The 20,175-nt window shown below is 67.3% G+C and carries 23 protein-coding genes; 12 read left to right on the top strand and 11 right to left on the bottom strand.

The features are described from left to right. The first annotated feature begins 54 nt into the window (after positions 1–54). On the top strand, positions 55–1,695 hold the full coding sequence (gene nadB, locus KBZ14_RS14165; protein WP_255118992.1) for an L-aspartate oxidase: 1,641 nt from the start codon (positions 55–57) through the stop codon (positions 1,693–1,695). Here the strand turns inward: nadB and KBZ14_RS14160 are convergent. Next, entirely contained in the window at positions 1,671–2,612 is a 942-nt protein-coding gene (locus KBZ14_RS14160) for a vitamin K epoxide reductase family protein (RefSeq protein WP_255118991.1), read from the bottom strand. The genes nadB and KBZ14_RS14160 overlap by 25 nt on opposite strands. Positions 2,613–2,776: 164 nt before the next feature. Between KBZ14_RS14160 and rimO the strand changes: the two genes are divergently transcribed. Next, on the top strand, positions 2,777–4,180 hold the full coding sequence (rimO, locus tag KBZ14_RS14155; protein ID WP_255118990.1) for a 30S ribosomal protein S12 methylthiotransferase RimO: 1,404 nt from the start codon (positions 2,777–2,779) through the stop codon (positions 4,178–4,180). Beyond that, on the top strand, positions 4,177–5,406 hold the full coding sequence (locus KBZ14_RS14150) for an MFS transporter (protein ID WP_255118989.1): 1,230 nt from the start codon (positions 4,177–4,179) through the stop codon (positions 5,404–5,406). The genes rimO and KBZ14_RS14150 overlap by 4 nt, the downstream gene beginning before the upstream one ends. Positions 5,407–5,446: 40 nt before the next feature. Here the strand turns inward: KBZ14_RS14150 and petL are convergent, their stop codons facing one another. Beyond that, positions 5,447–5,539, bottom strand: a complete 93-nt coding sequence (gene petL, locus KBZ14_RS14145; RefSeq protein ID WP_255118988.1) for a cytochrome b6-f complex subunit PetL — start codon at positions 5,537–5,539, stop codon at positions 5,447–5,449. Between the two features lie 149 nt (positions 5,540–5,688). On the opposite strand from petL, the gene KBZ14_RS14140 reads away from it, so the two are divergent. After that, entirely contained in the window at positions 5,689–7,299 is a 1,611-nt protein-coding gene (locus KBZ14_RS14140) for a B12-binding domain-containing radical SAM protein (RefSeq protein ID WP_255118987.1), read from the top strand. Positions 7,300–7,314: 15 nt separating this feature from the next. Here KBZ14_RS14140 and KBZ14_RS14135 read toward each other — a convergent pair whose 3' ends face one another. Together KBZ14_RS14135 and KBZ14_RS14130 are read right to left on the bottom strand one after the other, a co-directional pair. Further along, a complete protein-coding gene (locus tag KBZ14_RS14135; protein ID WP_255118986.1) occupies positions 7,315–7,713 on the bottom strand; it encodes a DUF4346 domain-containing protein in 399 nt (132 codons plus the stop codon). A gap of 50 nt (positions 7,714–7,763) precedes the next feature. Next, the gene (locus KBZ14_RS14130) at positions 7,764–8,957 is read right to left on the bottom strand and encodes a GNAT family N-acetyltransferase (RefSeq protein WP_255118985.1); all 1,194 of its coding nucleotides are present in this window, start codon (positions 8,955–8,957) and stop codon (positions 7,764–7,766) included. 51 nt (positions 8,958–9,008) lie between these two features. Between KBZ14_RS14130 and KBZ14_RS14125 the strand changes: the two genes are divergently transcribed. Further along, the gene (locus KBZ14_RS14125) at positions 9,009–9,401 is read left to right on the top strand and encodes a hypothetical protein (RefSeq protein WP_255118999.1); all 393 of its coding nucleotides are present in this window, start codon (positions 9,009–9,011) and stop codon (positions 9,399–9,401) included. Here KBZ14_RS14125 and KBZ14_RS14120 read toward each other — a convergent pair. After that, positions 9,355–10,044 (bottom strand): RibD family protein, encoded by a 690-nt coding sequence (locus KBZ14_RS14120; protein ID WP_255118984.1) that lies wholly within the window; start codon positions 10,042–10,044, stop codon positions 9,355–9,357. The genes KBZ14_RS14125 and KBZ14_RS14120 overlap by 47 nt on opposite strands. After that, on the bottom strand, positions 10,031–10,972 hold the full coding sequence (locus tag KBZ14_RS14115; RefSeq protein WP_255118998.1) for a 6-carboxytetrahydropterin synthase: 942 nt from the start codon (positions 10,970–10,972) through the stop codon (positions 10,031–10,033). The genes KBZ14_RS14120 and KBZ14_RS14115 overlap by 14 nt, the downstream gene beginning before the upstream one ends. A gap of 62 nt (positions 10,973–11,034) precedes the next feature. On the opposite strand from KBZ14_RS14115, the gene KBZ14_RS14110 reads away from it, so the two are divergent. Beyond that, positions 11,035–11,661, top strand: coding sequence for a shikimate kinase (locus KBZ14_RS14110; RefSeq protein ID WP_255118983.1), 627 nt, complete (start codon positions 11,035–11,037; stop codon positions 11,659–11,661). A 16-nt stretch (positions 11,662–11,677) separates the two neighbouring features. On the opposite strand, the gene KBZ14_RS14105 is transcribed toward KBZ14_RS14110, so the two are convergent. After that, positions 11,678–11,941, bottom strand: a complete 264-nt coding sequence (locus KBZ14_RS14105) for a CRR7 family NDH-1 assembly protein (protein ID WP_255118982.1) — start codon at positions 11,939–11,941, stop codon at positions 11,678–11,680. 53 nt (positions 11,942–11,994) lie between these two features. On the opposite strand from KBZ14_RS14105, the gene KBZ14_RS14100 reads away from it, so the two are divergent. Next, positions 11,995–12,684 (top strand): DUF6816 family protein, encoded by a 690-nt coding sequence (locus tag KBZ14_RS14100; protein WP_255118981.1) that lies wholly within the window; start codon positions 11,995–11,997, stop codon positions 12,682–12,684. Here KBZ14_RS14100 and KBZ14_RS14095 read toward each other — a convergent pair. Beyond that, complete coding sequence (locus KBZ14_RS14095; protein ID WP_255118980.1) at positions 12,681–13,391, bottom strand: glutathione S-transferase family protein; 711 nt, start codon at positions 13,389–13,391, stop codon at positions 12,681–12,683. The two genes, KBZ14_RS14100 and KBZ14_RS14095, sit on opposite strands and share 4 nt — an antisense overlap. A gap of 62 nt (positions 13,392–13,453) precedes the next feature. Here KBZ14_RS14095 and KBZ14_RS14090 point away from each other — a divergent pair, with 62 nt between their 5' ends. The 5 genes from KBZ14_RS14090 to KBZ14_RS14070 are packed head-to-tail and all read left to right on the top strand — an operon-like array spanning position 13,454 to position 17,771. Then, positions 13,454–13,660: a DUF751 family protein gene (locus KBZ14_RS14090; RefSeq protein ID WP_255118979.1), complete on the top strand. Its 207-nt coding sequence runs from the start codon at positions 13,454–13,456 to the stop codon at positions 13,658–13,660. A gap of 2 nt (positions 13,661–13,662) precedes the next feature. Continuing rightward, a complete protein-coding gene (gene rbfA / locus KBZ14_RS14085) occupies positions 13,663–14,076 on the top strand; it encodes a 30S ribosome-binding factor RbfA (protein WP_255118978.1) in 414 nt (137 codons plus the stop codon). Beyond that, complete coding sequence (locus tag KBZ14_RS14080; protein WP_255118977.1) at positions 14,066–15,694, top strand: glycoside hydrolase family 3 N-terminal domain-containing protein; 1,629 nt, start codon at positions 14,066–14,068, stop codon at positions 15,692–15,694. Before rbfA ends, KBZ14_RS14080 begins: the two co-directional genes overlap by 11 nt. Positions 15,695–15,743: 49 nt before the next feature. Next, positions 15,744–16,940 (top strand): glycosyltransferase, encoded by a 1,197-nt coding sequence (locus tag KBZ14_RS14075; protein WP_255118976.1) that lies wholly within the window; start codon positions 15,744–15,746, stop codon positions 16,938–16,940. Next, positions 16,941–17,771 carry a uroporphyrinogen-III synthase gene (locus tag KBZ14_RS14070; protein ID WP_255118975.1) on the top strand — a complete coding sequence of 277 codons (831 nt, stop codon included), beginning with the start codon at positions 16,941–16,943 and terminating at the stop codon, positions 17,769–17,771. Here KBZ14_RS14070 and KBZ14_RS14065 read toward each other — a convergent pair. The 3 genes from KBZ14_RS14065 to zds all read right to left on the bottom strand — a co-directional run bounded on the left by KBZ14_RS14065 (position 17,734) and on the right by zds (position 20,175). Beyond that, entirely contained in the window at positions 17,734–18,087 is a 354-nt protein-coding gene (locus KBZ14_RS14065) for a hypothetical protein (RefSeq protein ID WP_255118974.1), read from the bottom strand. The two genes, KBZ14_RS14070 and KBZ14_RS14065, sit on opposite strands and share 38 nt — an antisense overlap. A 133-nt stretch (positions 18,088–18,220) precedes the next feature. Next, positions 18,221–18,670, bottom strand: coding sequence for an SRPBCC family protein (locus tag KBZ14_RS14060; protein WP_255118973.1), 450 nt, complete (start codon positions 18,668–18,670; stop codon positions 18,221–18,223). Between the two features lie 11 nt (positions 18,671–18,681). Continuing rightward, a complete protein-coding gene (gene zds, locus KBZ14_RS14055; protein WP_255118972.1) occupies positions 18,682–20,175 on the bottom strand; it encodes a 9,9'-di-cis-zeta-carotene desaturase in 1,494 nt (497 codons plus the stop codon).

Below are 20,175 nucleotides of genomic sequence, written 5' to 3'. Positions count from 1 at the left end.
AAGCCGTCGGGCCCTTCCGGCGGCTTTTTTGTTGGCCTGCCCTTGGTTCGCTCGATGCTTGAGCTGCAGCGCGACTGGGACGTGGTGGTGGTGGGAGGCGGTGCCGCTGGCCTGATGGCCTGCCTGGAACTGCCTGCCCATTTGAGCGTGATGCTGCTCAGCAAGGAACAGGCGCCTCGGTCCGCCAGTCGCTGGGCCCAGGGGGGGATTGCGGCGGTCACCAGGCCGGAGGACAGCTTCGACAGCCATGTGGCCGATACCATCCGCGCTGGGGGCGGCCTCTGCGAGCCAGCGGCCGTGGAACTGCTGGTGCAGACAGCTCCCTCCTGCGTGGCCCGGCTGTTGCAGCTGGGCATGGATTTCGACCGTGCCAACGACGGCCTCAGTACCACCTTGGAAGCAGCCCACAGCCATCGGCGGGTGCTCCATGCCCAGGACCGCACCGGCGGCGCCCTCGTGGATGCCCTCGAGCGGGAAGTGCTGCGGCGGCCAGGTTTAGAGCGCCGCCAGGGCTGCGTTGCCCTGCAGCTCTGGGTGACGGATGGCCGCTGCCATGGCCTGCAAGTGGTAGACCACGGGCAGGTGCAGTGGTTGCGGGCCAGGGCCGTGGTGCTCGCCACTGGAGGTGGAGGGCACCTCTTCGCCAACACCACGAACCCAGCTCAGGCGAGTGGTGATGGCGTGGCGATGGCCTGGCGTGCGGGGGCGGCGATCCGTGATCTGGAGTTCGTTCAGTTTCATCCCACCGCCCTGATGCTGCCGGGGGCACCCCATTTTCTGATCTCGGAAGCAGTGCGCGGCGAGGGAGCCCGCCTGGTGGACGCTTCAGGCGCCAGCCCTGTGGCCGATCTGCCTGGCCGCGACCTGGCTCCTCGCGATGCCGTGAGCCGGGCCCTAGTCCGCCGCATGCGGGAACTGCAGGTGGAACACCTGTGGCTGGATCTGCGGCCCGTAGGGCGGGAACGGCTGGAACAGCAGTTCCCCACCATCCTCGGCCGTTGCCGCGAGCTGGGGCTCGAGCCCATGGCCGAGCCGATCCCCGTGGCACCCGCTGCCCACTACTGGATGGGCGGGATCCGCACGGATCTGCATGCCGCCACCAGCATTCCCGGCCTTTATGCCGTGGGTGAAGCGGCCAGCACCGGGGTGCATGGGGCCAATCGCCTAGCCAGCAACTCCCTGATGGAATGCCTGGTGTTTGCCCGGCAGTTGCGCCATATCCAGCTGGGGGAGCTGCGGGCTGAAGAGCCGCCAGCGGGTTCGGAAGGGGCCATGAACACGGCCAATAGGGCCGCTCCAGCCCTTGCAATCGAAGCGCTTCGGCAACGCTGTTGGACCGTGGCCGGTGTGGAAAGGCAGCCCACAGCCCTGCGTCAGAGCCTGGGGCAGGTGCAACGGCAGCGGGCAAGCCTGGAGCGGCAGCGAGGCCTGATGGCGATGCCATCCGGCACCCGAATCCCCGGCGAGCAGCTGCAAGTGCTGCTCAGGGGCCATGAACTGCTCCAACGGCTGAGCCTGGCGGAACTGCTCCTGGAAGCCGCCCTGTTCCGCCAGGAGAGCCGGGGAGGCCACTATCGGCTGGATTGCCAGGCCACCCAGCCGTTCTGGCAGCGGCACACCCTGCAGCAGAAGAACCGGACCATTCACACAGAGCCGATCGGCGGCTCGGATCAGAAGTTACGTGGGCCGTTGTAACCGCTCAGCTGGGCCAGCTTTTCAAGCGGTTTCACACCCGAATCCACCTCACCGTTGATTTCCCAAGCGGGATAGCCATCAATTTTCTTGGCCTCGCAGAGCGCTGTCTGACTGTTGCGGCCATCAGGGGCACATTCGATCACCGTGAGCTTGTCACTGGCCTGGCGGCCAAACAGCTCCTTCTGCTCATGGCAATGGGGGCACCAGTAGGCGGTGTAGAGCTTGGCTCCACTGGCGGTGAGGTGGCTGGCCAACTCCACCTTGGCCGCGGAGCTCTCCGCCTGGACGGCCGGTGCCACACCCTTGCCGGTCTCCACAGCGGGCTTGCCCACGGAGGCAGCCCAACCGAGGCTCAACACGCCCACCACCAGGGCCGTAATCACCCCGCGGAACACCAGTTGGCCGCGATCGTCCCAGTCGCCGCCCACGAGGCTCAGCACAAACAGAGCCAGGCTCAGCGCCGCCGACAGGATGCAGAAGGGACAACAATCCCGGATGCCGAAGGCCATCACCCCCAGCAGCACAGCGCTGAATACCGCCATTCCCGTGCTGAGCAGGAATAGTCCCCACCAGCTGCGCTGGCCGAGGCTGGCCCTGGCCTCACCCTGGAGCACCAGGGGCACCACGGCCATCAACAGGATGGCTCCGTAGGAGAGGAAACCAAACAGGGCCAGGGGTTGTCCCAGCACACTGCCCCAGGCGCTGGAGAGCACCTTTTCGCAGCCATTGCAACCGAACAAGCCCTGGCTGCTGCAGCTCAGGGCCCCAAGCAACCCCCAAGACTTGAGCGTGATCGAGCCGGTGTCGATCACGCCGATGGTGGATAGCACCGCCATCACCACCCGCACCCACTTACGGCCGGCGTCGCTGCGGCGCCGGCTGCTGCCCAGGCGTTCGCTCAAGCGGGAGGAGGTCACGGGGCCATCGCCATCTGGGGGGATTGTGGCAGCAGTTGCCCGATCGCACCCAGTGGAGGGGCGCTAAGGGAGAGGGCATCAATGCCTCTCAGTAGGGTGATCGATTGGCCGGCGCGCGGCCCCATCAGTCCAGTCAGCAGCAAGAAACCCTCTAGCCCGATCCCATGACCCAGACCCCACCCAGCACCGCAGCGCCCCGCAAGACGGTTGCTTTCGCCCACCTCGGCTGCGAGAAGAACCGGGTGGACACCGAGCACATGCTCGGCCTGCTGGCCCAGGCCGGCTACGGGGTGAGTGCCGACGAGAGCGAGGCCAGCGTGGTGGTGGTGAACACCTGCAGCTTCATTCAGGACGCGCGGGAGGAATCGGTGCGAACCCTGGTGGAGCTAGCGGAACAAGGCAAGGAACTGATCATTGCCGGCTGCCTGGCCCAGCACTTCCAGGAGGAACTTCTCGAATCCCTACCGGAGGCCAAGGCCATCGTGGGCACCGGCGACTACCAGCACATCGTGAGCGTGCTGGAGCGGGTGGAAGCCGGCGAACGGGTGAACCAGGTGAGTGCCAACCCCACCTTCGTTGGCGATGAGCACCTGCCTCGCTACCGCACCACCTCCGAGGCCGTGGCCTATCTGAAGGTGGCCGAGGGCTGCGACTACCGCTGCGCCTTCTGCATCATTCCCAAACTGCGGGGCGACCAGCGCTCCCGCACCATTGAGAGCATCGTGGCCGAGGCGCAGCAGCTGGCCGCCCAGGGGGTGCAGGAACTGGTACTGATCAGCCAGATCACCACCAACTACGGCCTGGATCTCTATGGCAAACCCCAGCTGGCCCAACTGCTGCGGGCCCTAGGGGAGGTGGAGATCCCCTGGATTCGGGTGCACTACGCCTACCCCACCGGGCTGACGCCCGAGGTGCTGGCGGCCTACCGAGAGGTGCCCAATGTGCTGCCCTATCTGGATCTGCCCCTGCAGCACAGCCACCCCGACGTGCTGCGGGCCATGAACCGCCCCTGGCAGGCAGATGTGACCTCGGGCCTGCTGCAGCGCATCCGCGAGCAGCTCCCCGAGGCCGTGCTGCGAACCACCTTCATCGTGGGCTTCCCGGGCGAAACCGAGGAACACTTCCAACACCTGCTGGATTTTGTGGCGGAGCAACACTTCGACCACGTGGGCGTGTTCACCTTCTCTGCTGAGGAGGGAACCGCTGCGGCAGACCTGCCGAATCAGGTGCCGGCGGAGGTGGCCGCCGAACGCAAGGACAGGCTGATGGCCCTGCAGCAACCGATCGCCGCCGAGCGCAATGGCACCTGGGTGGGGCGCATCGTGGATGTGCTGATCGAACAGGAGAACCCGAGCACAGGCGAGATGCTGGGCCGATGTGCCCGCTATGCCCCGGAGGTGGATGGCGAGGTGCGGGTGAAGCCCGGCGTTGGCGGCCTCTGCGCCGCCCCAGGCACCCTCGTGCCCGTGCGCATCACCGCCGCCGACACCTACGACCTGATCGGTGAGGTGGTGGGGGCTAAGGCCATGGTGGGCGATGCCCTCGCGGGCCGGCGGACGGGCGCTTGATTCAGGCCCTGCAGCGGCTACGGCGCAAACTCACCCACCACCAGCGCTCCACGTTCCTGCTGGCCTCAGGCCTGAGCACGGCCGGGTCGTTCGCCGGCCTCACGGCCAAGGGGTGGCTCCTGATGGAGGGGGCCGGCAATCCGCTGCTATTGGCCCTGCACTTCGCCCTGCTCACCCTGCCCACCCTGGCGGTGAGTGGGCCTGCAGGCGTACTGACCGACCGGGTGGGCAGTGAGCGGGTGCTGATCCGGGCCCAGTGGGCCCTGTTCGCCGCCGCCGTGCTGGGGGCGATCGCCATCCCCATCAGCGCAGGCCGGGTACAGGACGGCCTGCTCCTACTCAGCACCCTGGGCATTGGCACGGCTAGCGCCTACGAACTCACAGCCCGCAACAAGTACGTGGCCCTGCTGGTGGAGGAACCCGAGCAGCTCGGGCCTTATCTCACCAGCTTCTCGGTGATCTTCAACGTGGGCAAGCTGGTGGGGCCGCCCCTGGGGGGCTTCCTGCTGGCCGCCACCGGCCCAGCCCTGGCTCTCGCCCTGGATGCAGCCACCTATCTGGTGCCCATCGCCAGCTTGCTGTGGCTGATGGCCCCCTACCGGGAACGGGAGCAACGCAGCGAGAAAGGCCAGGCCGCCAGCCTGGCGACGGCCTGGCGCAATTGCGGTGCCGATCTGCGCCATGTACTGGTATTCACAGCCCTGGCCTGCCTTGTGGGCTTCTTCCATCCCGGCCTGGCGCCGCTGATGGCCGCCGAACTGCTGGGCCCAAGCCCGATGGCCCTGGGCCTGTTCACCAGCGTGGTTGCAGCCGGCAGCATCACCGGCGGAGTGGTGCTGCAGCGGCGGGCCGCTGTGCTCAGCCGGCAGCCCGGTGTGTTGCTGGGGGTGAGCACCGTGCTGACAGCCCTGGCCCAACTGGGATTAGCCCTGCAGTGGCCGCAGGCCTGGGGGCTGGCCATGGCGTTCCTGATCGGCGCCGGCACGGCCTGCCTGCTCTCAGGCACCAATCTGATCATTCAGGTGCATGCACCCCAGGTGCTGCGGGGGCGTATGGCCGGCCTGGGGCAAATCGCTTTCCTGGGTGGCGGTGGTATCAGCGGTTTAGCCGCCGCTGGACTCACCATCCAGATGGGGGTATGGGGTTGCTTCGGGTTGCTCGGAAGCCTGGGCCTCGCCCTGGGAGCCTGGGAGCTAGCGAACAAACGGGAAATGCAGCTGGGCTAACGCCCAGCCGCCGGTGGTGCACACCTGAGCCAGATCTGCCTCAGATCAGCTTGACGCCGCGCAGCACGAAGGAGATGGAAGCTGCGGCAACCAGACCAGCACCCACCAGTGCCAGATAGATCACGGGGCCCATGGCTGGAACACAAGATGAAGTGGGTATTAGAGCAGAAAGCCGGCAAGCTCAGGCACAACAGGCCTAGGCTTCCGTAACGACTACGGTTCCCCCATCCAGGGCCGTGCCGCTCCCACGCAACCCGTCAGGACGAACCCACCGCGATCGGCATGCGCACCCTCTTCATCTATCCCGAGTTCCCGAAGACCTTCTGGAGCTACGAGAAGATCCTCGAGCTGGTGAACCGCAAGGTACTGCTCCCTCCCCTGGGGCTCGTAACCGTGGCCGGCCTGCTCCCCCAGCAGTGGGACATGAAGCTGGTGGATCGCAACGTGCGTGAGGTTACCGAGGCCGAGTGGGATTGGGCCGAACTGGTGGTGATCTCGGGGATGATCGTGCAGAAGGCCGACATGGCCGTGCAGATCGCGGAGGCGAAGCAGCGCCATCTGCCCGTTGCGGTGGGAGGCCCCTTCGCTAGCTCCACCCCCGATGCCCCTGAGCTCGACCTCGCGGATTTCAAGATCCTCGATGAGGGTGAGATCACCCTCCCGATGTTCATCGAGGCAATCGAGCGCGGGGATGTCAGCGGCCGCTTCAGCTCCAACGGCGAAAAGCCGGATGTGACATCCACCCCTGTACCCCGCTTCGACTTGCTGCAGCTCGAGGCCTACGACTCGATGAGCGTGCAGTTCTCGCGGGGGTGCCCTTTCCAGTGCGAGTTCTGCGACATCATCGTTCTCTACGGCCGCAAGCCGCGCACCAAGACCCCCGAACAACTGGTGGCCGAACTCCAGGCCCTCTACGACTTGGGCTGGAGGCGCGCCATCTTCCTAGTGGATGACAACTTCATCGGCAACAAGCGCAACGCCAAGCTGCTGCTGCCAGCCATCAAGCAGTGGCAGATCGAGCGTGGCTATCCCTTCAGCTTCACCACGGAGGCCTCCGTGGATCTCGCGTCCGACGACGAGATGATGCAAATGATGGGAGAAGCCCGTTTCGAGGCCGTGTTCCTTGGCATCGAAACTCCAGATGAAGCGAGCCTGTCGGTGGCCGGCAAACACCAGAACACCCGCAGCTCCCTCGAGGAATCCGTGGACCGGATCACCTCCTATGGCATTCGGGTGATGGCTGGCTTCATCATCGGTTTTGACGGCGAAAAAACAGGCGCCGGCGATCGCATCGTGCGTTTTGTGAGTCGCACAGGCATCCCCGCGGCCATGATGGGGATGCTGCAGGCCCTGCCGAACACCGGGCTATGGCATCGCCTTGAAAAGGAAGGGCGCCTGGTACAGGAAAAGGCTGACGCCAAGGGCGTGAACCAAACCAACCTGCTCAATTTCGTACCGACCCGGCCGATCCGTGACATCGCCAATGAGTACGTCGACGCGTTCTGCCGCCTGTATGAACCGAACGCCTACATCGATCGGGTCACTCACTACTACTTGAAGATGGGCAAGCCCCGGTGGCGGGCCTTCTTCAAGCCCGAGGCCTCGGACAAGTCGAGCCTGCCAAGCCTCACCGACGTGCGGGCCCTCACCACCGTGGTATGGCGCCAGGGGCTCAAGCGAGACACCCGGCTACGCTTCTGGAAAGCCCTGGCGAAGATCGCCCGGCGCAACCCCGCGAACCTCGAGCAGTTCCTGGTGACCCTCGCCCACAACGAGCACTTCCAGGAGTACCGCAGTGTGGTGACCCGAGAAATCAAGGATCAGCTGGCGGCCCTGCCCCCCGAACCGCCACCGACCATGGCCGCCTCCACGCGGGAACTGCAACCCGTCTGAGTTCCAGCGGGCGATTCAGTCCTGCACGTAATCGCTGCCGTCATCGAGGCAGCGCTCGGCTTTCTGCAGTTCGCGGCCTAGGTAGAGGGCGTGATCGAGGCAACTCAGGGGGAAGGGCCCCACGCCTTCCGTGAGAGCCATGCCAATTTCCTTCGCCGACCGGCCTCGGTAGATGGCGAGGGGTTTCCGCGGACCTCCCCCCTTGCAGCTGATCACCTCGCCGGTGTCAGGGTCGGTGGCCAAGCCCCGGTCATCGATGCCGTTGCCGTAATGCTCAGCAATCAGCTCGCCGGCCTGGCGATCCAGCTTGATCAGGAAATAGCCGGAGGGATCCAGGCCAATGAAGCGCTGAGAGAGCTGCTCATCCAGCAGCCGACGCTGCTCTGAGCTGAAGGTGGAGGGGGATACAACCATCAGCCGATGGTAAGAAGCCAGAGGCCGGCCTTTGCAGAGCTCCAGCCGGGTCAGGTGAGGTCCTGCAGGCTCAGGGGCGCGGCCGTGAAGGGCAGCTCCGCATTGATCACCTCGATCTCCTCCAGCTGCTGGGCATTGGCTTCAGGCAGCCAGCGGCGCACAATCGCATCGAAGCGGGGATGCTGCCAGCGGTGCAGGCTGGCGTGGGGGCGAGCGATGAAGCCGCGGCGGCGCTTGTGGCTCCCGCCGGCCCCAGGATCGAAGTGTTGGATGCCGCGGCCAATCGCCCAGGCGATCGGCGCGTAGTAGCAAACCTCGAAATGGAGGTTCTCGATCTCCTCATCACTGCCCCAGTAACGCCCCCATAGGCCCTGGTGGGTGTGCACACACAGGGACATCGCCACGGGGTCCAGAGGATCGCCGCGGTGGGCGCTGAACAGCACCAGATGCCGGCGCAGCTCCCTGGCGGCGTAGTGAAAGAAGTCTTCGGTGAGGTATTTGCTGCCCCAGGGCCCCCAGCGGCTGCAGTGCTGCTCGTAGAAGCCGTGCATGCGCAGCAGGAGCCCCTCAGGGATCTCCTCCCCCACCACAGGCGTCACCGTGAGCCCCGCCGCCGCCACAGCTTTGCGCTCCCGTTTGATGTTGCGGCGCTGGTTGGCGTTAAAGCTGGCGAGGTAGTCGTCGAAATGGCGGTAGCCGTTGTTGGTCCAAAGGCTCTGCTGATTCAGCCAGGTGGCACAGCCCGCCGCCTCAGCCAAGGGCCTCCAGGCCGGATCCACGTAGAGAAAGTTGCAGCTGAGGATGCTGTGCTCACGGCAAAACTGATCGATCAGTTCGAGCATCACGGCCGTGAGAGCCGCCTCGTTCTGCCCGGGGGCCACATGGAAGCGGTAGCCCACGATCGGACTCACCGGGCTCATGCCCAGCAGCTTGGGGTAGTAGCGGAGCCCCAGATGGCCCGCCAATTGCCCGAAGGATTGATCAAAGACGAACTCGCCGTAGCTGTGGCCCTTGAGATAGAGGGGAGCCACCGCCAGGAGCTGCTCCCCCCGCCAGAGGCCGAGGTGCATGGGCTGCCAACCCTCGCGGGGAGCAATGCTGCCGGAAGCCTCAAGCCCATGCAGCCAGCGCCACGAGTAAAACGGAAGTGGCGATGCAGCGGTGAGGGCCTGCCATTGAGCCTCAGGAATCTCCGCGATCGCACGGTGCCAGCGGGCCTCCAGTTGCCCCTGGGGCTCGGCCATAACGGTGCGACGTGCCGGTGGACGGCAACGCTAACGGGCGTTTCCGGCTTGGTGCTGAGCCTGCAGGCCGGCGCGGTTCAGGCGGGGCTGCTGGGGCCGCTGCTGGGCCTAATGCAGCCCCAACTGGAAAACCGCCTGGCCCGGGAATGCCAAGCCTGGGCGGGCGGAGGCAGTGAGGAGCTGCGACGCAGCCTTGAACAACCCTGCCGCCAGCTGGCGGGGCCCACCAGCCGCTGCCTGATCGAAGAAACCGAACGCAGTGGCCGCAGTTTTGCCGTGATGCAGGACTTGCTGAGGGGGCAGCTTGGCAACGACAGCACCGTGGTGATCAAGCGCTGCGCCGCCCGGCTGCTCGGCCTGGCGCCGGACAGCCTCAAGGACGTGCCCCTAGAGGAGCTCAGCAAGCGCTTTCGCAAGGATCCGGCCTTGACGGGGGCGCTGTAGGGCTCCCATAACGCAGCAGCAGCTCGCCATCCCCGATCGCCCGGTGCTCCAGCAACTGCCAGCCGGTTGGGACTGGCGGCATCGCCCGCTCCGGCACCCAGCTGTGGGGCCCCGCCAGCACTTGCGGGCACAGGGTGAGCTGCAACTCCTGAACCACACCCGCCGCCAACAGCTGACCGGCCAGGTGGGCGCCGCCCAACAGCACCAGCCGCTGCAAACCTGCCGCCTGCAGTTGCCCCAGGGTTTGGGGCCAAGCCTCCAGAGGCCAGTGGAGACCAAAGCCTGGAGGAGTGCCTGCAGCGGCAGCAGCCCCGGAGAGCAGCAGGCCGCGCCGCAAGGGTTGGGAGAAGAAGGGCAGGGCCGGATCAAAATGGCCATGCCGGCTCACCACCACCGCCATCGGCTGGGGCGGCAAACCAGCCCGCTGCCGTTGCCCGAGCAGATCGGCATCACGAATCAGACAGGTGGTGCGATGCAGGCGCAGGGTGCGCCCACCGATCAGACAGCCATCGGCCCAGCACAAAGCCTCTTCCAGGGCCCGGCGATCGCCGCGACCGCCCAGCTGGGCGGGGCCCCCATGGGCCGGGGCGAGGCGACCATCCAGGCTCACCGCCAGGACCAGCCTGACCTCAGGCCCCAGCAAGGGCTTCGAGGGCGTGGGGCCTCATGCCCAGCTGGGGCACTTCGGCAAACACCTCGGCGGCGTTATTGGGGCTCTCCTGCAGGCGCACCTTATGCAGCGCGGCCCCGGCCGCCGCGACCGGCTCACTCAGGAGATCCGCAATGTGAAGCGCAATGTTCTCGGCGGTGGGCACGGTGGTGGCGAAGTGCTCCACGTCCTTGTTGAGGAAGGTGTGGTCAAAGGGCTCCACCACCAAGTCGTCCACTAGGTGCTGCAGAGCCGCCAAATCACACACCATTCCGGTGCGGGGATCGATGGAGCCGCGCACAGTGACATCCAGCAGGTAGTTGTGGCCGTGGCCGTGGGGCCGGGCGCACTTGCCATAGATGCTGTCGTTCTGCTCCTGGCTCAGCTCGGGCCGGGCGAGGCGATGGGCGGCAGCGAAATGGGTGCGGATGGTGAGGAAGGCTTCCATGGAATCGCCGACAACGTCGGCCCAGAGCTTGTCGGTTTCGTAGAGACGCAGGCCCATCAAGGGCAGATGCGGGGCGAGGCGAGTCCAGATGGCATGCACCAGGGCCTCAGTGGTAGGAAGCGTGCCTTCAGGGCGACTGAGGTCGAACTCAGGCCAGGCCTCATTGAGGCAGCGGAAGTCGAGCTGGCCGGTCACCTGGTCGCGGATGGCGTGCTTCACATCCGAGAGATTGAGCACCATCCCATCGGCATCGAGGCCACCGCCCATGGCCACGATCAACTCATAGTTGTGGCCATGGCCTGGGGCAATGGTGCAGGCACCAAAGCGCGCCTGGTTCTCCTCCGCACTGAGCTCGGGCAACCAGTAGCGGTGGCTGGCGCTGAAGGTGGCTCGGCGGGTGATCACACAAGGGCGGCCTTGCCCATGGGGGCGAAGACCTGTGGCGGGCGCCGGGTTCGCCGGGGGCGCCGCCATCACGGGCGGGGTCATGGCAGCGCAAATCGTGAGGCAACATCCTACGAACGTTGCTCTCTGTCATGGTGGAGTTCACCCCCGGCAACCTGCGCCAGCGCCTCGAGGGGCTGAATCTCTACCTGGTGGGAATGATGGGCAGCGGCAAGAGCACCGCCGGTCGTCACCTGGCCGAGGCCCTGGGCTACCGCTTCATCGACGCCGACAGCACCCTGGAGCAGGCGGCAGGGCGCAGCATTGCGGAGATTTTCGCCAGCGATGGTGAGCCGGGCTTCCGCGACCTGGAGGCCGCCGTGCTCAACCAGATCGCCTCCTGGCACTCCCTCGTGGTGGCAACCGGTGGAGGCGTGGTGACACGCCCGCAGAACTGGGGCCAGCTGCGGCAGGGGGTGGTGATCTGGCTGGATGCCCCGAACGAACTGCTGCTGCAGCGGCTGGCCGCTGACCCCACATCGCGGCCGCTGATGGCGAGCCCGAAGCCCGCCGAGCGCCTGGAGGCACTACTGGCGGAACGCCGCCCCCTCTACGCCCAGGCCGATCTGCACTTACAGCAGGACGGCCGGGCTCCGGAGCTGGTGGCCCAGCAACTGCTCGAAGCGCTGCCCAGCATCCTCAAGGAGCGCACCCAGCCCCCCAAAGGGCCATTCCATGTGTGCGATGAAGCCGGCGAGATCGGCTCCTCAATCAACTGAAGCCAGGGTGCGGCCGTCAGGATTCTGGCGGCTCCAACCGGATGGCGAACCACTGGATCGCCACACCCGGCTCCAGCTCCAGCTCACAGGCGGTTTCCAGCAAGCGCTCGGCCCGCTCTGCGGGGCCAGGCAGATGGGCCAGGTCGGCGGGAACCTCCTGTAGGCGCTCCAGCTGGGCCATCAGCCAATGGCGGGTTTCGAGCGCCGTGAGCAATTGCTCAGCCACGCCGGGTTCCAGCACCACATAGTGATCGAGCTCGCGGATCAAGGGATCGGACACGTGCTGAGCCGCCACGCCAGGATTGCCGCAGCCTGCCATGGACCCCCGCGCGTATGCCGCCACTCCAGCACCGATCAGCCAGGCTGCTGCTCTCCGTGGTGCTGGTGCTGATGCTGCTGGGATTGGCCCCAGCGCCGCTCCACGCCGCCAGCTCAGACCCCCTGGAGCAGCGGCTGGTCCAGTGGCCCGCCTGGAGCCTGCCGGCACCGCTACCAAGGCCCGGCAACCACGATCTGAACTACCCCGCCTGGTTTGAAGGCACCTGGCAGGTGAGCAGTCACGACCTCAGCGGCCATCAGGCAGACATCAGCTACACGGTGCGATTCCAGCGCAATGACCAGGGGGCTGTGGTGGGCGATCGCGCCTTCAATGCCAGCGCCATCGGCCGGGCCCTGCTGGGGGATCGGCTGCTGAGCGTGCAGAACGACCCGCTCAATCCCAATCGGCAGCTGGCCCTGCTGGCCGGGGATCAGCAGCTGGAATCCACGGTGGTAGGCCGGCGCACCAGCGCCACCAGCGGCGACACCTTTCTGTCCGATGAACTGGCCCTGCAGGTGCTACATGGCCCCGGGGACCCCAGGGTGAGTCGGGTGGAAACCCTGAGCCGCTATCAGCAGCTGAATCCAGGGCAGATCGCCGCCGAGCAGTGGCAGGGCAGCTATGCCTCCCCAGCCGAGGGACTCAAGGCCAGGAGCCGCAGCAGCTGGCAGGGCACCCTGATCCTGGAGCGCCTACCCAACTAGCCCCGCCCGGCCTCCGCGGCGATGCGATCGCGCCAGGCAAAGAGCGGCGTCAACTGGGGATCGTCGGCGATGCCGGCCACGCCGCGTCCCACCAGGGGGGCCCCTGCCGAGACAGGGAACTGGAGCAACGACAACTGCGCCGCCACCGCGAGATCCGCCAGGCTGAGGCACTCACCCACCAGGTAGCTACGGCTCCCCACCAACGCGGTGAGCTGCTCGAGGTTGCAGCGCAGCTGCTGCAGGCCGCCATGGTCGATCACCTGACTCACTCCCGAGAGCAGCCCGCTGGGCAGGGCGTCCACGAGGGAACGCAGGGCCGTGGGGGTGGCCTGGGGCAACAGGGCGCCCCGCAACACCGCATCGGCGGCCGCGGCCTGCACCAGGGCCAGCCGAGCTCCAGCGGCCAGGGCCGTATCCGCCCAGTCCTCCAGCAGCAGCACCTGGGCCCGCTGGCCTGGATCTGCCGGCAGCAGAGCGGGCTCCGGCACCTTGGCCTCCAGGTAGGCCGCAATGGCCGTGGAGTCGGCAATCACCTCCGCGCCATCCACCAGCACGGGCACCTGGCGCTGGCCGGAGAGCCGGAACAGCTCGAGTTGCCCCAGCCCCGGGGTCACCTCCACCACCTCATAGGCGAGCTGTTTCACCGCCAACACCAGGCGGACCTTCTCGCAGAAGGCGGAGTGGCGGAACTGATGAAGCGCCAGCATCGGCAGGGCAGAGCCTTTGGCGGCAGAGTAGCCAGCACCTTCCGACCAACGCCGCTCGCCCCATGCGGGACTTCTTCGTGAACGTGACGCGCTACCCGCGTTACCTGATTGCCTTCGGACTGGGCGTGCTCAACTCGGTGGTGGAGCCCCTGGCCCAGCGCCGCAGCAACCCGGTGACCGCCGTGGCCCTGATCGGAGCCCTGGTGAGCGGCATGCTGAGCATGGGGCTGATCCTGCGTGCCATGGTGAGCCCAGCACCGATCGCATAGAGATGGCACAGGGCAGGCGCGTCGAGCGGGTGGCAGCCCTGATTCGCCGCGAAGTGAGCGAGCTGCTGGTGAACGGCATCAAGGATGAACGCGTCAGCCTCGGCATGGTGAGCGTCACCAACGTGGAGGTGGCCGGTGATCTGCAGCACTGCAAGATCTACGTGAGCATCTATGGCAACCCCGACGACCAGCAGCAGGCCCTGGCGGGGCTGCGCTCGGCTTCTAACTACGTGAAGGGCGAGCTGAGTCGGCGCCTGAACATGCGCCGCACCCCCGAGGTGATCTTCCATCTCGACCGCGGCATTGAGAAGGGCACCACAGTGCTGGGGCTGCTGAACCGCTTGGAGGAACAGCGGCAGGAACGGGGCGAGATCCCGGAGGGCAGTGATGTCCTCGAAGGAGCCGATGCCGACTGAGCTCTCCAGGTCCGACCTGCGGCGCCAGGTGGCCAGCCTGCTAGTGGTGCGCGGCAGTGGCCACTGGAGTGATAGCCAGCGCCGTTATCCCCGCTGGGAACTCACCAATGCCCACCTGCAGCGGCTGCTAACCGACGGCGTGGGCGGGGTGATCCTGCTGGGGGGCAGTGCCGCCGAGCTACGGCTGCGCACCGATGCCCTGCAGAGCTGGGCGCCGCAGCCCCTGCTGATCTGCGCCGACGTGGAAGAGGGGGTGGGCCAGCGCTTTGAGGGCACCAGCTGGCTGGTGCCGCCCCTGGCCCTGGGGCGGCTGCATGGGCAGGATCCCGATCGAGCCGTGCAGCTGGCACGCCAGTACGGACAGTGCACCGGCCGTCAGGCCAGGCGGCTGGGGCTGAACTGGGTGCTGGGGCCCGTGTGCGATGTGAACAACAACCCCGCCAACCCAGTGATCAATGTGCGGGCCTGGGGCGAAGATCCCGCCTGCGCCGGGGCCCTAGCCGCCGCCTTTGTGCAGGGCTGCCAGGCCGAGGGGGTGTTGGCCTGTGCCAAGCACTTCCCCGGCCATGGCGACACCAGCAGCGATTCCCACCTGGAATTGCCCGTGCTGCCCCACAGCCGTGAACGGCTGGAGGCCGTGGAGCTGCCCCCCTTCCGCCAAGCCATCGCCGCCGGTGTGGCCTCGGTGATGACTGCCCACCTGCAGCTGCCGGCCCTGGATACCGAACAGCCGGCCACGCTCTCGGCGCCGGTGCTGAATCAGCTGCTGCGCCGCCACCTGGGCTTCAACGGCCTGGTGGTCACCGACGCCCTGGTGATGGAGGCGATCAGCCGCCACCACGGACCGGCAGACGCGGCTGTGCTGGCCTTCACCGCGGGGGCCGACCTGATCCTGATGCCCGCCGATGCCGATGCGGCGATCGATGGCCTGGTGGCGGCCGTCGAAGCGGGGCTCATCTCCCGCCAACGGCTGAACCAGAGCCTGGAGCGGCGCCAGCGGGCCCTGGCCAGCACCCAAAGCGCCCCAGCCAGCGCCCAAGAGGCCCTGGATGGGCTGGTGAGCACCGAGGAGCAGCAGCTGGCTCGGGAGTTGGTGGTGCTCAGCCTGGAACACCAGCGGCAGCCGGAACCCCGCGGAGCGCTACCAACCAGCGCAAGCGGCGTGAATCTGATCCGCCTAGACACCCAGCTGAACTGCCCACAGCTGCCCGCCATGGCCCCGGCCCTGCTGCGACCAGCGGCAGCGGGCTACGAGACCTGCCTGATCGATGGCCGCAGCCCCAGCCCCTGGAGCGGCGATGCTCTGGCACCCCTGGCCCTGCATCGCCTGCCCCAGGGGCCCGTGCTGCTGCAGCTGTTCGTGCGGGGCAACCCCTTCCGGGGCAGTGCCGGCGGCGACGAGCCCTGGCCGGCAGTGGTGCAGCAACTACTGGCTGCGGGCCGACTGGCGGGGCTGGCGGTGTATGGCAGCCCCTACGTGTGGCAGCAGCTCCAGCCCCTGCTGCCGGCGGAGATCCCCGCCGGCTACAGCCCCGGCCAAATGCCTTTAGCCCAGGCACTGCTGCTGGAGCAGCTGGGCCTGGAGGCCGCGGCCCTGGAGGGAGGCTTCACCGACTGAGCACGCCAACGCGCCCCCTAGCCTCAGCCCTGATCAAGGGTTCACCGCCATGCTCAGCCTGTCGATGATCGTGCGCGACGAGGCCCAGCGGCTCGAGGCCTGCCTGGCTTCGGTGCGTGGCTTCGTGGACGAGATGGTGGTGGTGGACACCGGCTCGGTGGACAACACGGTGGCGATCGCCGAGGTCCAAGGCGCCCTAGTGCACCGGATCCCCTGGCCAGGCGACTTCGCCCCAGCTCGCAACCAGGCGCTCACGTGGCTCAAAGGCGACTGGGTGCTGGTGCTGGATGCCGATGAACAGCTGCTGCCGCAGGCCTGGCAACCGCTGCGGGCCCTGATGGCGCAACCGGACGTGCTAGTGATCAACCTGCTGCGCCATGAGCAGGGGGCCGTGCAATCGCCCTATTCCAATGTGAGCCGGCTGTTCCGCCGCCATCCAGCCATCCACTGGAGCCGGCTCTACCACGCAATGGTGGACGACAGCGTGGCGGAGCTGCTGCAACACGAACCCCACTGGCGCATTGCCGACTGTCCGGAACCGGCTCTGATCCACGACGGATACCGGCCGGAGCTTCTGGCCCAGGGCCACAAGGCGCAGCGACTGCGGGAGGCCATGGAGGCCGAGCTGCTGGAGCGCCCAAACGACGCTTACGCCTGCGCCAAGCTGGGCAGCCTGGAGGTGGCGGAGGGCAACAGCGCGCGAGGGCTGGAGCTGCTGCAGCGGGGCCTGCAGCACTGCCCTGCCGCGGCCCATCCCGAGCGCTACGAGCTGCTGCTGCATCTAGCCATCGCCGAGGCCAGTGGCGATCCCGCTGCCGCCGTGAACCGCTACCGCGAGGCCCTGGCCATGCCGATGGCCCCACGGCTGAGCCTGGCGGCCCGCCTGAACCTGGCGGCCCTGCTGCTCCAGCAGGGTGCCCTGCCGGAGGCCGAAGAACTTTGCCGCAGGGCCACGGCCATCGCCCCCGAGGTGGGCCTCGGCTGGTACAACCTGGGGCTGATCCGCCGGCGGCAGGGCGACATCGGCGGAGCCCTCGAGGCCTACCGCGAAGCCCGCAGGCTGAGCCCCAACCATGCCGAGACCCACCAGAACCTGGCGGTGGCTCTGCTGCTGGGCGGCGACATCGAGGGTGCCCGCAGCAGCTTCCGCCAGGCGATCGGCCTGCTGCTGGAGCAGGGACGCGACAGCGAGGCCACCCAGCTGCGGCAGCAGGCCGGCGCACTGGTGAAGCTGGAGGCCGCCTGAATGCCCAGCCCGGCGATGCTCCCCCTCCAGGGCCGCACCATTGCGGTGACCCGCGCCGAACAGCAGCTCGGGGAGGCCAGGCGCCTGTTCGAGCAAGCGGGCGCCAGGGTGCTGGACCTGCCCGCCCTGGTGATTGGTCCGCCGGATGAATGGGGCCCCCTCGACGACGCCCTGGCGGAACTGGAGGAGTTCCACTGGCTGGTGGTGTCCAGCAGCAACGGGGTGGATGCGGTGGAAGAGCGGCTGCAGCGGCAGGGCCGCTGCCTGGCCCGCCGGCCCGCCTCGCTGAAGATCGCCGCCGTGGGCCGCAAGACCGCCAACCGGCTGGAGGCCCTGGGGGCGCCGGCGGATTTCGTGCCACCGGATTTCGTGGCCGACAGCCTGATCGAACACTTCCCGGTGTCGGGCTGGGGCCTGAGGCTGCTGCTGCCCCGGGTGCAGAGCGGCGGGCGCACCCTGCTGGCGGAGGCCTTTGGCGAAGCCGGAGCGCGGGTGGTGGAGGTGGCGGCCTACGAATCCCGCTGCCCAGCGGCACTGCCCGAAGCAGCGGCCGCCGCCCTGGTAGCCGGTGGGGTGGATGCCATCACCTTCAGCAGCGGCAAGACCGCGCGCCACACGGCCCTCCTGCTGGAGCGGCAGTTCGGATCAGCGTGGCGGGAGCGACTGGAAGGGGTTGCGGTGGTGTCCATCGGCCCGCAAACCAGCCGGGCCTGCCGCGAGGTGCTGGGACGCCTCGATGCCGAAGCCAACCCCTACGACCTCAACGGGCTGGTGGTCGCCTGCAGTGCCCTGCTCACAGGCTCAGAATCCGCCGCTGACTCCCCTGCCTGAGGTCCAGGCGGCCATTCTGCACATCGATACTGGTGACACTCCAGCCGGGCGGCAGCAAGGCGGGCAGGCCGGCGCCCGGGCAATAGCCCCGCGGCCCCACGCACACGGGGCCGCTTTGATCCTTGAGCTGAATCAGCGCTTGGGCATGGCCGCCGGAACGGATCACACCGGTGAACCGCAGCCCCTCGGGCAGGTCCGCCGCCGCCAAGGCCTGCCGCGCTGGCGCCAGCGGAGCAAAGGGATCGGGCCGCCCGGTGGCCAGGGGGGCCACCACCTGCTGGGGCGTGGGCAGGGGCGTGAAGCCAGCTGTGGGCACCGGCTGGGTGGCAGCTGGTACCGATCCCGATCGGGCTGGCGGGGGCGAGGGTGGCAACACGGTGGCCCCATCCTCCGATGGGCCGGCACAACTGGTAGCCAAGGTGCTGGCGGCCAGCGCCAGCAAGGCTGATCTAGCCCTGGCCATAGCCGCTTTGAACCAGATCCCTGAAACGGTCAAGGTTGGCCTGGAGTTCCTTGGTCACGATGCCCCCCAGGATGGTGGGTTCCATCAACGGCGCCAACACCCCTGGCAGCTCGTAACTCACGGTGAGCTTCACGGCCGTGAGCCCCTCGCCCTGGGGGTAGAAGCGCACGGCCCCCTTCGTGGGCAGCCCCCCCACCGACTCCCAGTGCAGCTGCTGGGCCTCCACCCGCTGGGTGATGCGAGCCTTCCAGTGGAAGCGAAAGCCCTGGGCCGCAAGGGTCCAATCGGTGAGGTCTGGATCGTTGGGGGCCACCTTCACCGACTCGATCCACTGCATCCAGCGGGGCATGGCCTCCAGATCACTCCACACCGTCCACACCCGCTCAGCCGGGGCCTCGATCTCGGTGATCACGCTGTGCTCGAGCCAACGGCCCATGAATCGCTCCTTCAGTGACCAGTGGCGGCATTGCTGGCGAGCTCGGCCTGGCGGCCAAGGATCGCCGCAGCGGCCAACCTTCCACTCATGGTGGCGCCTTCCATGGAATCGATGTAGTCCTGCTTGGTGTAACTACCGGCCAAAAAGAAATTGGGCACCGGTGTGCGCTGGTCCGGCCGGTACGGCTCCATGCCCGGGGCTTCGCGATAGAGCGACTGGGCCAGCTTCACCACGTTGCTCCACACCAGGGTGAGGCCGGCGGCGGAGGGGAAGAGCCGCCGCACCTGGGCATCGGTGGCGGCCACGATGGCTTCGGTTTTCTGGGAGATCCAGGGATCGCCCGGGGTGAGCACACACTGCAGCAGTGAGCCAAGGCCCTCCTTCCGGTAGTCCTCGGGGCTGGCCAAGGCCAGATCGGCAAAACAACTGAAATCGGCGTCCGCGGTGTAGAGCAGGTTGTCGAGCCCGGCGGGACGACTCAGATCGCCGCGGGCGGCTTGGGCCTGGGGGGAATCGCCCAATTCCGTTACCCAGCCGTCGTAGCGGAGCTGCACGGTGGCCACGGGCACCGCCTCGAGTTGGTAGAGGTTCTCGAACAGGCTGTAGCGCCGCCAGGCCTGGGGGATCATGCGCTGGATGCCGGGCACATCGCAGGCGGCCAGATAGGCATCGGCCTCCACCCGGCGATCGCCCTCGGGGGTGCCGAGGGTGAGGCCAGTGACGCGGGGTTCGGGATTGCCGGCGCCGGTGGCCGGTTCCTCGTAGTGAATCTCGGTGACGCGGTGGCGCAGGTGCAGCTGGCCGCCCCGGGCGGTCACGTAGTCGAGGATCGGACCAGTGAGCCAGCGGTGGGGCGAACCCTTGAGCAGGTTGAGCTTGGAGGCCTCGGTTTTGGACGCAAACATCATGAAGATGGTGAGCATGCAGCGGGCCGAGATCGCCTCGCAATCAATGAAGCCCAGGGCATAGGCGATCGGATTCCACATCCGCTGGATGCTCTGCAGGCTGCCGCCATGGCCCAGGAACCAGTCCTGGAAGCTGATGCGATCGAGCTCGCGGATCACCTTCATGGCGCCCTCGTAGTCGATCAGGCCCCGCACGATCGGGCTGGTGCCGAGGGCCAGGGCATTGCGCAGCTTGTCGACCCAATCGAGCTGGGGCGTGGTGAAGAAGGCCTTCAAGCCGTTGAAGGGGGCACCGAGGGCGAAGCGGAAATCCAGCTCCCGCAGATCACCGCCGCTGTTCACGAACAGGTGGGTGTGGTCCTTGGGCAGCAGGTTGTCGATGGCCCCCACCTTGCGCAGCAGGGCGAAGAGGTTGGCGTAGTTGAAGAAGAAGACATGCAGCCCCATCTCAATGTGGTTGCCACCCTCATCCACCCAGCTGCCCACCTTGCCGCCCATGAAGGGCCGCGCCTCATAGAGATCCACCTGGTGGCCGGCATCCACGAGATCCACTGCCGCCGCCAACCCGGCCAGCCCCGAACCAACGATGGCGACGCGCAC

This window comes from Synechococcus sp. HJ21-Hayes (assembly GCF_024345835.1).
Lineage (GTDB): Bacteria > Cyanobacteriota > Cyanobacteriia > PCC-6307 > Cyanobiaceae > Vulcanococcus.
The sequence above is the reverse complement of the archived record's forward strand: the minus strand, read 5'-3'. Positions and strand labels throughout refer to the sequence as shown.

Coding starts and splice junctions, on each gene's coding strand:
- nadB (WP_255118992.1), top strand. CDS start 55: ATGCTTGAGCTGCAGCGCGACTGGGACGTGGTGGTGGTGGGAGGCGGT.
- rimO (WP_255118990.1), top strand. CDS start 2,777: ATGACCCAGACCCCACCCAGCACCGCAGCGCCCCGCAAGACGGTTGCT.
- petL (WP_255118988.1), bottom strand. CDS start 5,539: ATGGGCCCCGTGATCTATCTGGCACTGGTGGGTGCTGGTCTGGTTGCC.
- KBZ14_RS14140 (WP_255118987.1), top strand. CDS start 5,689: ATGCGCACCCTCTTCATCTATCCCGAGTTCCCGAAGACCTTCTGGAGC.
- KBZ14_RS14135 (WP_255118986.1), bottom strand. CDS start 7,713: ATGGTTGTATCCCCCTCCACCTTCAGCTCAGAGCAGCGTCGGCTGCTG.
- KBZ14_RS14130 (WP_255118985.1), bottom strand. CDS start 8,957: ATGGCCGAGCCCCAGGGGCAACTGGAGGCCCGCTGGCACCGTGCGATC.
- KBZ14_RS14115 (WP_255118998.1), bottom strand. CDS start 10,972: ATGGCGGCGCCCCCGGCGAACCCGGCGCCCGCCACAGGTCTTCGCCCC.
- KBZ14_RS14110 (WP_255118983.1), top strand. CDS start 11,035: ATGGTGGAGTTCACCCCCGGCAACCTGCGCCAGCGCCTCGAGGGGCTG.
- KBZ14_RS14100 (WP_255118981.1), top strand. CDS start 11,995: ATGCCGCCACTCCAGCACCGATCAGCCAGGCTGCTGCTCTCCGTGGTG.
- KBZ14_RS14095 (WP_255118980.1), bottom strand. CDS start 13,391: ATGCTGGCGCTTCATCAGTTCCGCCACTCCGCCTTCTGCGAGAAGGTC.
- KBZ14_RS14090 (WP_255118979.1), top strand. CDS start 13,454: ATGCGGGACTTCTTCGTGAACGTGACGCGCTACCCGCGTTACCTGATT.
- rbfA (WP_255118978.1), top strand. CDS start 13,663: ATGGCACAGGGCAGGCGCGTCGAGCGGGTGGCAGCCCTGATTCGCCGC.
- KBZ14_RS14080 (WP_255118977.1), top strand. CDS start 14,066: ATGCCGACTGAGCTCTCCAGGTCCGACCTGCGGCGCCAGGTGGCCAGC.
- KBZ14_RS14075 (WP_255118976.1), top strand. CDS start 15,744: ATGCTCAGCCTGTCGATGATCGTGCGCGACGAGGCCCAGCGGCTCGAG.
- KBZ14_RS14070 (WP_255118975.1), top strand. CDS start 16,941: ATGCCCAGCCCGGCGATGCTCCCCCTCCAGGGCCGCACCATTGCGGTG.
- KBZ14_RS14060 (WP_255118973.1), bottom strand. CDS start 18,670: ATGGGCCGTTGGCTCGAGCACAGCGTGATCACCGAGATCGAGGCCCCG.